Origin of the sequence: Rhizobium nepotum 39/7, from assembly GCF_000949865.1 — a bacterium.
Lineage (GTDB): Bacteria > Pseudomonadota > Alphaproteobacteria > Rhizobiales > Rhizobiaceae > Agrobacterium > Agrobacterium nepotum.
The window spans coordinates 91,436-105,870 of the sequence record NZ_JWJH01000003.1 but is presented as its reverse complement, the minus strand read 5'-3'; the positions used below and the strand labels follow the sequence as shown (position 1 = coordinate 105,870).

The 14,435-nt window shown below is 59.7% G+C and carries 13 protein-coding genes; 6 read left to right on the top strand and 7 right to left on the bottom strand.

All coding sequences use genetic code 11. From position 1 onward, the window contains the following. Position 1: 1 nt before the first annotated feature. From RS75_RS03715 to RS75_RS03700, 4 genes are read left to right on the top strand one after another with little or no spacing between them, the layout of a single operon-like run. Positions 2-1,003: an ABC transporter permease gene (locus tag RS75_RS03715; protein WP_045017484.1), complete on the top strand. Its 1,002-nt coding sequence runs from the start codon at positions 2-4 to the stop codon at positions 1,001-1,003. Next, positions 1,000-2,010 (top strand): ABC transporter permease, encoded by a 1,011-nt coding sequence (locus RS75_RS03710; RefSeq protein WP_045017483.1) that lies wholly within the window; start codon positions 1,000-1,002, stop codon positions 2,008-2,010. The genes RS75_RS03715 and RS75_RS03710 overlap by 4 nt, the downstream gene beginning before the upstream one ends. An 18-nt stretch (positions 2,011-2,028) precedes the next feature. Continuing rightward, the gene (gene rhaM, locus RS75_RS03705; protein ID WP_045017481.1) at positions 2,029-2,352 is read left to right on the top strand and encodes an L-rhamnose mutarotase; all 324 of its coding nucleotides are present in this window, start codon (positions 2,029-2,031) and stop codon (positions 2,350-2,352) included. Then, positions 2,349-3,731: an FGGY-family carbohydrate kinase gene (locus RS75_RS03700; RefSeq protein WP_045017479.1), complete on the top strand. Its 1,383-nt coding sequence runs from the start codon at positions 2,349-2,351 to the stop codon at positions 3,729-3,731. The genes rhaM and RS75_RS03700 overlap by 4 nt, the downstream gene beginning before the upstream one ends. 49 nt (positions 3,732-3,780) lie before the next feature. Here RS75_RS03700 and RS75_RS03695 read toward each other — a convergent pair whose 3' ends face one another. The 4 genes from RS75_RS03695 to RS75_RS03680 all read right to left on the bottom strand — a co-directional run bounded on the left by RS75_RS03695 (position 3,781) and on the right by RS75_RS03680 (position 8,221). Next, positions 3,781-4,617 carry an alpha/beta fold hydrolase gene (locus RS75_RS03695; RefSeq protein WP_045017478.1) on the bottom strand — a complete coding sequence of 279 codons (837 nt, stop codon included), beginning with the start codon at positions 4,615-4,617 and terminating at the stop codon, positions 3,781-3,783. A gap of 293 nt (positions 4,618-4,910) precedes the next feature. Then, complete coding sequence (locus RS75_RS03690; protein WP_045017477.1) at positions 4,911-5,606, bottom strand: FkbM family methyltransferase; 696 nt, start codon at positions 5,604-5,606, stop codon at positions 4,911-4,913. A gap of 164 nt (positions 5,607-5,770) precedes the next feature. Next, the gene (locus RS75_RS03685; protein ID WP_234704223.1) at positions 5,771-7,693 is read right to left on the bottom strand and encodes a putative bifunctional diguanylate cyclase/phosphodiesterase; all 1,923 of its coding nucleotides are present in this window, start codon (positions 7,691-7,693) and stop codon (positions 5,771-5,773) included. Between the two features lie 21 nt (positions 7,694-7,714). Next, positions 7,715-8,221 carry an oxidoreductase gene (locus RS75_RS03680; protein ID WP_045017475.1) on the bottom strand — a complete coding sequence of 169 codons (507 nt, stop codon included), beginning with the start codon at positions 8,219-8,221 and terminating at the stop codon, positions 7,715-7,717. Positions 8,222-8,860: 639 nt separating this feature from the next. Here RS75_RS03680 and RS75_RS03675 point away from each other — a divergent pair. Then, complete coding sequence (locus tag RS75_RS03675) at positions 8,861-10,297, top strand: NAD-dependent succinate-semialdehyde dehydrogenase (protein WP_045017474.1); 1,437 nt, start codon at positions 8,861-8,863, stop codon at positions 10,295-10,297. 247 nt (positions 10,298-10,544) lie between these two features. Next, entirely contained in the window at positions 10,545-11,642 is a 1,098-nt protein-coding gene (locus RS75_RS03670; RefSeq protein ID WP_045017473.1) for a DNA alkylation repair protein, read from the top strand. Positions 11,643-11,660: 18 nt separating this feature from the next. On the opposite strand, the gene RS75_RS03665 is transcribed toward RS75_RS03670, so the two are convergent. The 3 genes from RS75_RS03665 to cysT are packed head-to-tail and all read right to left on the bottom strand — an operon-like array spanning position 11,661 to position 14,422. Beyond that, positions 11,661-12,686, bottom strand: coding sequence for a sulfate/molybdate ABC transporter ATP-binding protein (locus RS75_RS03665; RefSeq protein ID WP_045017472.1), 1,026 nt, complete (start codon positions 12,684-12,686; stop codon positions 11,661-11,663). A 5-nt stretch (positions 12,687-12,691) separates the two neighbouring features. Continuing rightward, complete coding sequence (cysW, locus tag RS75_RS03660; RefSeq protein ID WP_045017471.1) at positions 12,692-13,579, bottom strand: sulfate ABC transporter permease subunit CysW; 888 nt, start codon at positions 13,577-13,579, stop codon at positions 12,692-12,694. Positions 13,580-13,582: 3 nt separating this feature from the next. Next, entirely contained in the window at positions 13,583-14,422 is an 840-nt protein-coding gene (gene cysT, locus RS75_RS03655) for a sulfate ABC transporter permease subunit CysT (protein WP_084686422.1), read from the bottom strand. Positions 14,423-14,435 lie beyond the last annotated feature (13 nt).

Genomic DNA, 14,435 nt, shown 5'->3' with positions numbered 1-14,435 from the left:
CATGCAACGTTTTCTCAAGAATCGCGAATGGCTGCTGGCGGGCATCATCATCGTCATGATTGCCGGCTTTGCACTGCGCGCGCCCGGTTTTAGCCGGCCGGCCAATCTGGTCAACATCTTCAACGATACCTCCATCCTCATCATTCTGGCGCTCGGCCAGATGGCGGTCATTCTCACCAAATCCATCGATCTTTCGGTCGCCGCCAATCTCGCCTTCACCGGCATGGCGGTGGCGATGACCAATGCCGCCTTTCCTGGAATTCCATTGCCGTTTCTCATCGCCATGGCAGTCGGCATCGGCGCGTTTTTGGGGTCGATCAATGGCGTGCTGGTCTGGTGGCTCGGCATTCCGCCCATCGTCGTCACGCTCGGCACGCTCACCATCTATCGCGGCATGGCCTTCGTGCTTTCGGGCGGCGGCTGGGTGAACGCGCACCAGCTTTCGCCCACCTTCCTCAACGTACCGCGCACCATGATCCTCGGCATGCCGGTTTTGTCCTGGGTCGCCATCCTCATCATCGCCGGCGCCTGGCTGGTGCTCAGCCGCACGTCCTTCGGCCGTTCGGCCTATGCCTCCGGCGGCAATCCGGGTGCTGCGGTCTATGCCGGCATCGATGTCGGCCGCACGCGCTTTCTCGCTTTCGTACTATCAGGCGCGCTGGCAGGGCTTGCCAGCTACCTCTGGGTGTCGCGTTATGCCGTCGCCTATGTGGATATCGCCGCCGGTTTCGAACTGGATAGCGTGGCGGCGAATGTCATCGGCGGCATTTCCATTGCCGGCGGCATCGGCTCGGTGGCGGGCGCTGTGCTCGGCGCGCTGTTCCTTGGCGTCATCAAGAACGCCCTGCCCGTCATCGGCATCTCGCCCTTCGCGCAAATGGCGATTTCCGGCGTAGTGATCGTCCTCGCCGTTGTCTTCAACGCCCGTGCCGAAGCTCGAAAAGGCCGCATCATCCTGCGCGACCGGGCCGCAAGCGATCAGGCCAAGGAGGCCGCAGCATGAGCACGAATTCTCAACCGACGCAGAAGCCGCGCATCATTCCCGACAAGCTCGGAACGCCGCTGCGCCGTATCCTGGCCAGCTGGGAAGTGCTACTGCTCGGCGTCGCGGTCCTCATCTTCATCGCCAATTCGCTCGCCTCGCCCTATTTCCTCAATGCCTGGAACCTGTCGGACGCGACCTTCAACTTCACCGAAAAGGCGATCATCGCCTTTGCGATGGCGCTTCTGATCATCGCCGGCGAAATCGACCTGTCGGTCGCCGCCATCATCGCGCTCGCCTCCACCGCCATGGGCGCTGCGGTGCAGATGGGTGTGGGCACGCCGGGCCTCGTGGCGATCGGCATCGGCACCGGGCTCCTCTGCGGCGCTTTCAACGGTTTCCTCGTCGCTGGCCTGAAACTGCCGTCCATCGTCGTCACCATCGGCACAATGAGCCTGTTTCGCGGCATTTCCTACATGGTGCTGGGCGATCAGGCCTATGGCAAATATCCGGCGGATTTCGCCTATTTCGGTCAGGGTTACGTCTTCTCGGTCATTTCCTTCGAATTCGTGCTGTTCCTCGTGATGGCCGTCATCTTCGCCATTCTTCTGCACGCCACCAATTTCGGTCGGCAGGTCTATGTTATCGGCAACAATCCCTTCGCCGCCCGCTTTTCCGGTATTCCCGTCGAACGGGTGAAGTTCATCCTTTTCCTCCTGACCGGCCTGATGAGCGGCATCGCCGCCGTCTGCCTCACCTCGCGGCTCGGCTCCACCCGCCCCTCGATCGCCCAAGGATGGGAGCTTGAGGTGGTGACCATGGTGGTGCTTGGCGGCGTTTCCATTCTCGGCGGCTCCGGCACCATCGCTGGCGTCGTCATCGCCGCCTTCGTCATGGGCCTCGTCACTTTCGGGCTGGGGCTGCTCAACGTGCCCGGCATCGTCATGTCGATCTTTGTCGGCCTGCTGCTGATCATCACCATCGCCATTCCCATCGTTGTGCGCCGCCTTCGCGCCCTCAGAAATTGAACGAAGAGAAACTGAGCCATGCCGGAACTCGAAAAACACGCCTTCAAGATGAAACTCCACGCCGGCAGGCAAGCGGAATATAAAAGACGCCATGACGAGATATGGCCGGAACTGGTGGCGCTGCTGCACGAAGCGGGCGTGAGCGACTATTCGATCCACCTCGATCCGGAAACGAACATCCTGTTCGGCGTGCTGACGCGACCGAAGACCCACGGCATGGCGGCATTGCCCGAGCATCCCGTGATGAAAAAATGGTGGGCGCACATGGCCGATATCATGGAGAGCAATCCTGATAATTCGCCTGTGGCGAAAGACCTCGTGACGGTGTTCCATCTGCCATGAACGACATGACGCAGCCACGCCGCGTCGCGGTCATCGATATCGGCAAGACCAATGCCAAGGTCGTCGTCATCGATACCCAAAGCGGAGAAGAGATCGCCGGCGAGAGGCGGACCAATCCTGTCCTTCGTGACGGAATTTATCCGCATTACGATGTGGAGATGCTCTGGAGCTTTATCCTCTCTTCTCTGAAGCGATTTGGCCAGGAACCGGGCTTCGACGCGATTTCCATCACCACCCATGGCGCGTCTGCGGCACTTCTTGACGAAAACGGCGATCTTGCCATGCCGGTGCTGGATTACGAGCACAGCTATCCCGCAGCTATTCAGGAAGCCTATCTCCGCATCAGGCCGGATTTTGCCGAAACCGGCTCGCCGCTACTTCCCGTCGGGCTGAACCTCGGCGCGCAAATCCATTTCCAGAAAACCGCCTTTCCGCAAGAATTCGCTGGGGTGCACAGCATCGTCACCTATGCGCAATATTGGGCGGGGCGACTGACCGGCGTTCAGGCCACCGAAACGACCTCGCTCGGTTGCCATACGGACCTCTGGAATCCTCGACTGAAGGCATTCTCATCGCTGGTCGAGCGCCTGGGCATAGAGCAATTGATGGCGCCGGTGCGCTCCGCTTTCGATGTGCTCGGACCAGTCCGCAAATCAGTGGCGAGGGAAACAGGTATATCGCCGCAAATACCGGTCTATTGTGGCATCCATGATTCCAACGCGTCACTCCTGCCGCATCTGCTGCGGCGGGAGGGTGATTTTTCCGTCGTCTCCACCGGCACCTGGGTAGTGAATTTCGCCATCGGCGGCGCAGCGGATACGCTGGATCCCGCCCGTGACACGCTTTTGAATGTCGATGCTCTCGGACGTCCCGTTCCTTCCTCCCGCTTCATGGGCGGCAGGGAGTATGAGATGCTGACGCAGCAATTCGGGCCTGCCCCAGACGAGGAGAGTGAAGCAGCCCTTGGTAGCGTACTTACGAAAGGCATGATGCTCTTGCCCAGCGTCGTCAGCGGATCAGGCCCTTTCCCCGGCAACACGGCGCGCTGGATCGCCGACGAAAATGCCACGGTTGCGGAACGGCACGCGGCAGCAGCACTTTATCTCGCGCTGATGACGGAGTTCAGTCTTTCGCTGATCGGGCGCAAAGGTCCGGTACTGGTGGAAGGCCCATTCGCCAGCAACGCGCTTTATCTCAAGGCGCTGGCCGGCTTTGCCGATACGGAAGTGATCGCCGTTAGCGGCTCCACCGGCACCAGTGCCGGAGCAGCGCTCCTCACCGGTATCAAGCCGCTCGCCGGCCGGGAGTGTCATTTCGCTCCCGACGCCATTGCCGGACTTCGCGCCTATCGCGGGGCGTGGCAAGCCCGTCTGGCTTGACGCAAAATGCGACCGGAATATCCGGCCGCATTCCGATTTTGCAGAAGGATCAGCCCTTGATGAAGGCCAAGAGATCGGCGTTCAGCACATCGGCATTCACGGTCAGCATGCCGTGTGAGAAGCCGGGATAGGTTTTCAGCGTGCCGTTCTTCAAAAGCTTCACCGACTTCAGCGCGGAATCCGCTATCGGCACGATCTGGTCGTCCTCCCCGTGCAGCACCAGCGTCGGAACGCTGATCGCCTTCAGGTCCCCGGTCTGATCGGTTTCCGAGAAGGCCTTGATGCCGTCGAAATGCGCCTTGGCTCCGCCCATCATGCCCTGCCGCCACCAGTTCTGGATCACACTTTCAAGAACGGTCGCGCCGTCGCGGTTGAAGCCGTAGAACGGACCGGCGGGGACGTCGCGAAAGAACTGCGCACGGTTGCTGGCGAGCGCCGTGCGGAAGCCGTCGAAAACCTCCATCGGCAGACCTTCGGGGTTGGCCGCAGTCTTGAGCATCAGCGGCGGCACGGCGGAAACGAGAACAGCCTTGGCAACGCGGCCCGCCGGTTCACCATGTTTTGCGACATAACGAGCCACTTCGCCACCGCCGGTGGAATGGCCGATATGCACGGCATTATTCAGGTCCAGCGCTTCGACGACAGCAAAGGCGTCGGCAGCATAATGGTCCATATCATGGCCTTCGGAAACCTGTGCCGAGCGACCGTGGCCACGGCGATCATGGGCGACGACACGATAACCCTTGGAGAGGAAGAACAGCATCTGCGCATCCCAGTCATCGGACGAGAGCGGCCAGCCGTGATGGAACACGATCGGCTGGGCATCCTTCGGGCCCCAGTCCTTGTAGAAGATTTCGGTTCCGTCTGTCGTCTTAACAAAGCCCATGATCGTTTCTCCTTCGGTTGCGTTGGCATCGTCCGGTGCGACCTTTGTTGTGCACCGGTTTGATGGAGGGATGATGACGCGGGGAAACGGCTGCAACAATTGCAATAATAATTCGGAGTTAATTGCTTATTTGGCAATAATAGCCTTCTCGTCCGCTGTCTTAAATTCTGGGTATCGGCGCTAAACGACACCAAGCCCAAAAAGTTGCGGCAGAAGGCGCAAACGGGTCGAAATATCCAACCCGGCTAGTCGCTTTTCTTTAAAAAATTAATGCAGACGGAGCGCTGGAGCTTTCAATCCACCTCGGGATCGTATTCTCTCGGGCTGTCATCCTTCGAGAACAGCACGCAAGGGCCACGAGAGCCGCGCGGATCATAGGCATATCCCTTGGCGGTCAGCGCCTGCATGATGTCGCGAACCCCGGCAAGGCCATAAAGGTGGTCGTGCAGCTCGACGAATATCCGCTCCACGCCGGCAAGTTCGGCCCTGCCGAGCAGATCGCGTTCCGCGCCCTCGATATCCATGACGAGCGCGGTGATGCCTTTGTTCGCGACGAATTCGTCGATATTTTCGGACGAGATTTCGATGCGCTGCTCATACGGCCCCTGATTTTCGTCCATGGACGACATCCAGAGATCCTTGCGGACATAAAAAGGGTAGGTTCGCGGCGCGTCGGCGGTGAGAAGCCCCTGCGAAAACACGACATTGCCCCGGCAATTGGCCTTGATCACCCGTTCCGCCAGTGCCGCCGTCGAGGGATTGGCTTCGAACGCCCATACGGAAACATCCTCTATGCCGGCGATGATCGAGGTGATGATGCCGATACCGGACCCCAGCTCCAGCACGCGGTCGCCGGGCTTGATGGCTTTCAGGACGCTGCGGGCCTCTTTCGCCTCATAGCTGCCGTCGGTCAGCGCCTGCCATATGACGGGCGACACCTCATCGGAAGAGAGAGGCAGGGCAACTCCATGCACGTCCAGTATTTCCATGTTTTCAAGCCTTTTCGCAAACCCGGTCGCTTCGCCAGAATGATCCCGCATCGACCGGGAATGCTCTACAGCATCGGCGCGGCAACCGGTATCGGTTTTCGCGTGCGACGATGCATCCTCATGAGAATTTGACGCGAGCCCCCCGTATGAAAGCAAACCCGGTTTCAAACGGAACTCCAGGCCACCAGTTCCTTGGCCGGCAACGGCCTGCTGATCAGATATCCCTGAACCAGATCGCATCCCAGACGTTTGACAAGCTCATATTGCTCCTCCGTCTCGATGCCTTCCGCGATGGTGGTCATTCGCAGACTGCGGCCAACGCCGACCACAAATTCGACGATCGCCAGTGCGTCGCGATCGCTGGTAATATCGCGCAGGAACGATCGGTCGATCTTTATCTTGTCGAAGGGCACCCCCCGCAAATTCGCCAGCGAGGAATAGCCGGTGCCGAAATCGTCCATGGCGATCTGGATGCCGACGGCCTTCAGCCGCGACAGCGTGTTGATCGTCTGGTCGCTCTTGTTCAGCAGGATCGATTCGGTAATCTCCAGCTCAAGCCGGCTCGGCTCCAGTCCGCTTTTTTCGAGCGCACCCATCACGTTCTGAATGAGGTTGGTGCTGTGGAACTGAACCGGCGAAAGATTGACCGCCACCTTCATGTCCTCGTCCCACCCCATCGCCTCACGGCAGGCGGTCTCCATCACCCATTTTCCCAGTGAATGGATGAGACCGGTTCTTTCCGCAACCGGAATGAACACGCTGGGCGGCACATCGCCCCGCACCGGATGCTTCCAGCGCAAAAGCGCCTCGAAGCCGCAAAGCTTGCGGGTCTGCGTCGCCACCTGCGGCTGGTAATAGACCTCCATCTCGTCGTTCTGCAACGCCGTCTGCAAATCGGCCTCGAAGGATTTCTTCTCGGTCAGCTGCTTCTGCATGCGGACCTTGAAAACGCTCGCCCGGCCAGGGCCTATGGCCTTGGCCTCATAAAGAGCCAGATCCGCGCGCTTGAACAATTCATCCGCATCGACGGCGCCGTGCGATATGGCGATACCGATGCAGGTGCCGATTTTGACCTCCTGCTCGCCGAGCTGATAGGTCCGGCTGATCTGGTCAATCAACTTCGAGGCGAGACGGCGCGCCGTATCCTCGTTGAGATCATCAGACACGACGGCGAATTCGTCACCGCCGAGGCGGCAAACCATGTCGTAGTCGCCGCCGATGCCGGAAAGGCGCTGCGCCACGGCCTGAAGCAGGGCATCGCCCGCATCGTGGCCGAGCGTGTCGTTGACGTCCTTGAACCCGTCGAGATCGAGCAGAAGGATGGCCGTCGTTCCGTTGCCGCCAAAGGAGCGACGCAGCCGCTCGACCAGTTCCTGCCGGAACAGCGCGCGGTTCGGCAGCCCCGTCAGCGCATCGTGATAGGCATCGTGTTCCAGCCGTACATTCTTCGCCTGCAATTCAAGCGTGGCGGCGCGCAGGTCGTCCGTCAGGCCGCGCATGCTTTTTTGTGCGCGGTTGAGCAGATCGTTCTGACGAAGCAGCAATATTACAAGCGCGATTCCACACAGGATCAGGCCGCCCGCAAGCGCCGTGTAGACGATATGCAGCTTGCGCACATCCTCATGGGCCGTGTCGATCAGATTGACGTCGTAAGCGACCGAAGACGATGCCAGCGTCGTCATCGGTGCGTCGAGCGCACTCATCGTGGAGAGCAGATCCGGGATATCAGGTGGCTTCAGATTGCCCATCTGCTGTTCCAGACGGGCCAGAACCGCATCGAGGCGGGTTACGAGATCTCGCCACTGCTGCTTTTCATCGATGAAAGCCCCTAGATTGCCCTGCTTCAAAAGCTCCAGACGGCTCAGCATGATATCCAGCCGCAGCTGCAATTCGTCGCGGTCGATCTCACCGGGGCTGAGCGCGAACACGGCCAGCTTGTTCTGAAGACGCAGATATTCGGCTACCGTCTGGCTGACCGCCCACGAATCGTTATAGCGGGCGAATTTCTGCAGAGCGGTCTGCCGCTCGGCAATGACGAAAGCGATATAGCCCGTTGCCAGGACGAAGCAACAGATGATCACCGCCACAAGTTTTCGCAAACGGCACCTTTATTCCACTATCAATTTGGCGACTTGCCATGCGGACCGCGAATAATAGGTCTGTTTCTGCAGCTCCGGGTCGCTATCATAGGGATAAATGACAAACAACGGGCCCTTTTCGCGAACTGTCATGTAATCGCCATCCAGCTTGATCGCGAGGATAACGTTAAATTTCTTAAAATCCTCAACCGGTATCGTGCTGACATAATCGTTGAGAGCGACTGCCGTGACGCTGGTGCCTTTTGCGCCGACGACATCCATCAATTTTGCCAGCGACACACCATCGAAACGGACACGGCCATCGTGCCAGGGCGTCGTTGTCTCCACCGTCACCATGCCCAACGCCTCCAGCATGTCGCGATCGAATACCGCGGCGCCATCGACATTGGTGATGGTGATGTTTCCGGAGATGGTTAATATCGGCTTGCCCTGCGGATTGGCGATCGTCCCGGCCTCGGCACAGGAAAACCACGCGAGCGACAAGAACGCACTGAGAAGTACCCGGGCGAAACTCATTGTTTTTCTCCATCGATAACGTTCAAGTCGAGGGTTTTCACCAACCTTGGAAGGTCAATGGAACCGACGCCTGCAATATATATCAGGAATGAATGTTATATCCTCAGTGAGATTTTATCCGTATTTTCTCTAGGTTTTCAGTAAACCCTTTGGATGATTTTTCCGTCTTATTGTATTTTTTCACATTTCACGCACTGTTATGACGCAAGCGACAAGCCGAGAGGCCTCCTCCCGTCAATTCGTCCGGTGCGACGAAGGCCGAATTGTGGCGCACGCTTCCCCGATCGTGAACAGAAACACGTGATTCGTTTTTGCGGGACAGGCTTGGGCCTGACAGGACAGCCGCAAATCCGCCACCGGTTTGCGCGCCAGAGGAATGGCGAAGGACAAGTTCCGTATCACAGAAAAATCATGGCGATTGCCGGAGCGGACGGTTGAAACATATCGCCCGCAACTTAATATAAGGGTTATCGTTTCCGTTTCCGGCAATTCCACAATCCTCTTGCCGAAAATGCCCAGGCACCCGTTCCGCGCAGCGAAAGCCGCGATGCCGGATATCCTCCGGCCAGGAAAATTCTGTTCACGTCTCCGGGCCGGACGGCGCCTCGCCGTATTGGCCGCATCATGAAGGTAGTTCCCATGCACACCTATCCCGACATCAAACTTCTCATTGATGGCGAATGGCGCGACGCCGTTTCCGGCAAGACGATCGCCGTGTCCGACCCTGCAACCGACGAAATCATCGGCGCCATCGCCCATGCCGAAAAGCCGGACCTCGATCTGGCGCTTGCCGCCGCCGACCGCGGTTTCAAGGTGTGGCGCGACACCTCGCCCTTCGAGCGCTCCAAGATCATGCGCAGGGCAGCCGATATCCTGCGCGAACGCAAGGACAAGATCGCCTATATAATGACCCGTGAGCAGGGCAAGCCGCTTTCGCAATCGGCAACCGAGATCATGGGCGCGGCCGACACCATCGACTGGTTCGCCGAAGAAGCGCGCCGCACCTATGGCCAGGTCATTCCGGCGCGCGCGGCAGGTGTATCGCAGCTTGCCATCAAGCTGCCCGTCGGCCCCGTCGCGGCCTTCACGCCCTGGAACTTCCCGATCAACCAGATCGTCCGCAAGCTTTCCGCAGCCCTTGCCACCGGCTGCTCGATCATCGTCAAGGCTCCGGAAGAAACGCCGGCATCGCCGGCGGAGCTGATCCGCGCCTTCGTGGATGCCGGTGTTCCGGCGGGCGTCATCGGCCTTGTTTACGGTGTTCCGTCCGAAATTTCGGAATACCTGATCCCGCACCCGGTCATCCGCAAGATTTCCTTCACCGGCTCCACGCCCATCGGCAAACATCTCGCAGCCCTTGCCGGCAAGCACATGAAGCGCGCCACGATGGAACTCGGCGGCCATGCGCCGGTGATGATCTTCGACGATGCCGATATCGACAAGGCGATCGAAGTGACCTCGCTTGCGAAATTCCGCAATGCCGGCCAGGTCTGCGTCGCTCCCACCCGCTTCCTCGTGCAGGACGGCGTGGCGGACCGCTTCCTTGAAGGTTTCGTGGAGGCGACGAAGGCCATCAAGGTCGGCAACGGCCTGGAAGATGGCATCGTCATGGGACCGCTCGCCAACGAGCGCCGCATCCCGGCGCTGGAAGGCCTCATCAGCGATGCCGTTTCCCATGGCGCGGAACTGAAGACGGGTGGACGCCGCATCGGCAACAAGGGCAATTTCTTCGAGCCGACGGTTCTCGCCAACGTGCCGGTAACCGCCAAGATCATGAACGACGAACCTTTCGGTCCCGTCGCCATCATCAATCGTTTCTCGACCTTCGATGACGCCATCACCGAAGCGAACCGCCTGCCCTTCGGCCTCGCATCCTATGCCTTCACCGGTTCGGTCAAGACCGCGCATGCGCTCGGCCATCAGGTCGAGGCCGGCATGCTGACCATCAACCACAACGGCCTCGCGCTCCCGGAAGTCCCCTTCGGCGGCATCAAGGATTCCGGCTACGGCACGGAAGGCGGCTCGGAAGCGGTTCAGGCCTATCTGGAGACGAAATTCGTCAGCCAGATGAGCTGAGTTGAGAAATTTCTTCTCCCCGCCGGGGAGAAGGTGGCCCGAAGGGTCGGATGAGGGGGCAACGCCATCGATGGACCGCACCCTCGCCCCCTCAACCCGCTGCCGCAACCTTCTCCCCCGGCGGGGAGAAGGCGAAAGCCGCAGCCGTTCGATCCGTCAGCACTCTCTGAAAGTTGCTCAGCGCTATCTTGTCTCAAACCTCATCATCCCTTAAAAGAACAAAAAGTGAACTTTTGGGGATGCAGACATGAGCGAGACGGCGGCACCGGCGCTGAAGGAAATCTTCAACCACGAAAAACTGCGGCACATCGCCGATCAGATCAAGGCCGTGCACGCGCCTTTCGACGTCTCCACCTTCATGACGCTCGCCACCGAAAATCTCGAGGTCCTGGGCATCATGCAGCGCATGCGGCAGGTGGCGACGAGCCTGCACGCCACGCTTCCTGGCGATTATGCACGTAATATCGAAATTCTGACCGCAGCAGCGCCGGGGATCGGCAACGGTTTCGCCTCCATTTCGCTGCCGGAATATGTGGCGCTTTATGGTCTCGATGATTTCGATCTTTCCATGCGGGCGCTGCAATATTTCACCCGCTTCGGTTCCTCGGAATTCGCCATCCGCCATTTTCTGCAAAAGGACTTGGGTCCCACCCTTGCCGTGATGGAAACATGGTCGCGACACGAAAACGAGCATGTGCGAAGGCTGGCGAGCGAGGGCTGCCGGCCGCGCCTGCCATGGTCGTTCCAGCTCAGGCCCCTGATCGACGACCCGTCGCCGGTCACCGCAATCCTCGATGCCATGAAAGCCGACGAGGCGCTTTACGTGCGCAAATCCGTCGCCAATCATCTGAATGACATCACTAAGGACAACCCCGCCTTCGTGCTGGCGCTCATCGACACATGGCCGAAGGAGAACCCGCATACGCGCTGGATCATGCGGCAGGCATTGCGCACGCTGATCAAGAAGGGCAATGCCGCCGCACTCGCCCATCTCGGCGCGCATGAGGAAGCGCAGATCGCGCTCGAGGCGTTTCAGGTTTCGCCGGAGAAGATCGTTCTCGGCAATCCGGTGCGCATTTCAGCCTCGTTCTCCTCCATTGCGAAACACCCGCAGAAGCTGGTGATCGATTATGCCGTGCATTACGTCAAGAAAAGCGGCGACGCCTCGGCGAAAGTCTTCAAATGGAAAGAGATCGAGCTTCAGCCGGGCGAAACATGCGCGCTGTCGATCAGTCGCGCCATGCGCGATTTCACCACCCGCAAACACTATGCGGGCGTTCACAAGGTCGATCTCATGGTCAATGGCAGGCTGGCGGCGGAAGCCTCGTTCGAACTTCTTATCTGAGGCCGATGTAGGCGTCCCTCACGCCACCGGAAAAATCTTCGCCCGACGGATGATGACGGAACCACGATCGCCTGCCGCGACATCGTTTTCCGGCGGCACGTCGAATTCCAGGAGATCGCCATCGTCGGTGCTGACGATCACGCGGCGTTCTCCCGCCCGATCAAGAACGCGCGAGACAGACGCCGGAATGCCCTCGTGCAGATCCTCCCATTCGAGATCGGAGGGGCGGGCATAGATTTCGACGGCGCCATCCGCCTGACCGTAAGAGAAAGGCAGCTCGTTTTCGCCAACATAGACCTTGCCGCCGCGCGCCACGCCGGACACCCGGTTGGCATCGCCCAGAAAGCGCATGACAAAGGCGCTGTTGGGCTGACGGCAGACTTCTTTCGGCGTGCCCTGCTGAACGATCTCACCCTGATTGAGGATGACGACACGGTCGGCGAGATCGAGAGCCTCCTCCTGGTCATGCGTCACGAAAATCGTGGTGATTCCCAGGGCACCATGAATTTCGCGCAGCCAGCGACGCAGGTCGCGGCGGACATTGGCGTCCAGCGCGCCGAAGGGCTCATCGAGCAGAAGCACTTTGGGGTCGACCGAAAGCGCACGCGCCAACGCCACACGCTGCCGCTGCCCGCCGGAAATCTGCGCCGGGAAACGGTCGCCCAGACCATCAAGCTTGACCAGGTTCAATAGTTCCTTGACCCGGGCATCAATCGCCGCCTTGTCCCGTTTCACCTTCGAGACCTTCATGCCGAAGGCGATGTTTTCATGCAGCGTCATATGCGGGAACAGCGCATAGTGCTGGAATACGAAACCGACACCACGGTCGCGCACCGGAATATTGGTGGCGTCCTCATCCCCGAAAAAGATGCGGCCGCCATCGCTATATTCGAGACCGGCGACCATCCGCAAAATCGTCGTCTTGCCGGAGCCGGAAGGACCGAGCAACGCCAGAAGCTCGCCACTTTCAATATCCAGCGAGATATCGCGCACCGCGCGGAACGTGTCGAAGGTCTTCACCACATTTTCGAGGCGGATTTTCATGAGAATCAGGTCTCCGTGGCGATGGCGGCATCGCCGTTGGTCTTCTTGGCTCCACGCCCCGCGCCGCGCCCCTCCAGCGCCACCTTGGCGATGATGGTGACGACGGCAAGCAGAGCGAGGATGGAGGCAGAGGCAAAGGCGCCGGCCGTCTGGTAATCGTGGTAGAGCAGTTCGATATGCAGCGGCAACGTGTTGGTCTGGCCGCGAATATTGCCTGATACGATCGACACCGCGCCGAATTCACCCATGACGCGGGCGTTGCACAGCACCACGCCATAAAGCAGCGCCCATTTGATATTCGGCAACGTCACCGAAAAGAACGTGCGCCAACCGGATGCGCCAAGTGAGGTCGCCGCCTCTTCCAGATCGCGGCCCTGCGCCTGCATCAGCGGGATCAGTTCGCGCGCCACAAAAGGTGCGGTGACGAACACCGACGCAATGACGATGCCGGGAAGCGCGAAGAGTATCTTGATGTTGTGCGCATCGAGGAACGGCCCGAATAGCCCCTGCAATCCGTAAACGAAGAGATAGGCGACACCGGCGACGATCGGGGAGATGGAAAAGGGTATCTCGATCAGCACCAGCAGGAAGCGCCGTCCGGGAAAGTCGAATTTGGTGATCGCCCATGCCGCCGCAACGCCGAAGGCGGTGTTGATGGGCACGGCAATCAGCGCCGTCAGCACCGTCAGCATGATGGCGTGGCGGGTATCGGGATGGGTGATGGTGGCGGAATAGACCTTCCAGCCCTGCGAAAACGCCTCGACCCCGATGATGGTGAGAGGAGCGACGACCAGAAACGCGCCGATGACGAGCACGAAAGCAATCAGGCTGCGGCGGACGAGAGGTGCATCACCGACACGCGGTGGCTTGCGGCGGGAAGAAATGGCGCTCATGTCTCAGCTCCTCACCGTATAACGAAGCGCACGCGCCTGTAGGGCATTGGTGACCGCCAGCATCACGAAGGCCGCGATGAGCAGCACGGAGGCGATGGCGGCGGCGGCCTGATAATCATATTCCTCAAGCCGGATGAAGATCAGCAGTGCCGTAATTTCCGTCGAGAAAGGCTGGTTGCCGGCAATGAAGATGATCGCCCCGAATTCACCAAGGCTGCGCGCGAAGGAGAGCGACAGACCGGCGAGCAGAGCCGGCGTCAGAAGCGGCAGGATGACCTTGCGGAAGATTTCGAAATCGGAACCGCCGAGCGATTGCGCCGCTTCCTCCAGTGCCGGATCGAGGTCTTCCAGCACCGGCTGCACGGTGCGCACGATGAAGGGCAGGCTGGTGAAGGCCATCGCCACCATGATGCCAAGCGGCGTATAGGCGACCTTGATGCCGAGCGGCGCCAGCACAGAGCCGAACCAGCCGTTACCCGCAAAAAGCGTCGTCAGCGCAATGCCGGCAACGGCAGTGGGAAGCGCAAAAGGCAGATCAACAATGGCATCGACGATGCGCCAGCCGGGAAAACGATAACGCGTCAGCACCCATGCGAGCGCCAGCCCGAAAACGACGTTGAACAGCGTGGCGGCCAGCGCGCACAGCACGGTGACGCGGTAGCTCGCAACAGCACGCGGCGATGAGATGATGGCCCAATATTCGGCAGGCCCAAGGCTCGCCGCCTTGAACACCAGCGCCGAGAGCGGCAGAAGCACGATGATGGCGACGTAAGTGAGGGTAACGCCGAGGGACAATTTAAGCCCCGGCAGAACATTCCGCTTCAAACCCCGCCCCCATTTCATCGTAAAGCGACCC

Bases quoted from the DNA above. Each gene is read 5' to 3' on its own strand.
- RS75_RS03700 (WP_045017479.1), top strand. From the start codon at position 2,349: ATGAACGACATGACGCAGCCACGCCGCGTCGCGGTCATCGATATCGGC.
- rhaM (WP_045017481.1), top strand. From the start codon at position 2,029: ATGCCGGAACTCGAAAAACACGCCTTCAAGATGAAACTCCACGCCGGC.
- RS75_RS03675 (WP_045017474.1), top strand. From the start codon at position 8,861: ATGCACACCTATCCCGACATCAAACTTCTCATTGATGGCGAATGGCGC.
- cysT (WP_084686422.1), bottom strand. From the start codon at position 14,422: ATGAAATGGGGGCGGGGTTTGAAGCGGAATGTTCTGCCGGGGCTTAAA.
- RS75_RS03670 (WP_045017473.1), top strand. From the start codon at position 10,545: ATGAGCGAGACGGCGGCACCGGCGCTGAAGGAAATCTTCAACCACGAA.
- RS75_RS03695 (WP_045017478.1), bottom strand. From the start codon at position 4,617: ATGGGCTTTGTTAAGACGACAGACGGAACCGAAATCTTCTACAAGGAC.
- RS75_RS03715 (WP_045017484.1), top strand. From the start codon at position 2: ATGCAACGTTTTCTCAAGAATCGCGAATGGCTGCTGGCGGGCATCATC.
- RS75_RS03665 (WP_045017472.1), bottom strand. From the start codon at position 12,686: ATGAAAATCCGCCTCGAAAATGTGGTGAAGACCTTCGACACGTTCCGC.
- RS75_RS03680 (WP_045017475.1), bottom strand. From the start codon at position 8,221: ATGAGTTTCGCCCGGGTACTTCTCAGTGCGTTCTTGTCGCTCGCGTGG.
- RS75_RS03710 (WP_045017483.1), top strand. From the start codon at position 1,000: ATGAGCACGAATTCTCAACCGACGCAGAAGCCGCGCATCATTCCCGAC.
- cysW (WP_045017471.1), bottom strand. From the start codon at position 13,579: ATGAGCGCCATTTCTTCCCGCCGCAAGCCACCGCGTGTCGGTGATGCA.
- RS75_RS03690 (WP_045017477.1), bottom strand. From the start codon at position 5,606: ATGGAAATACTGGACGTGCATGGAGTTGCCCTGCCTCTCTCTTCCGAT.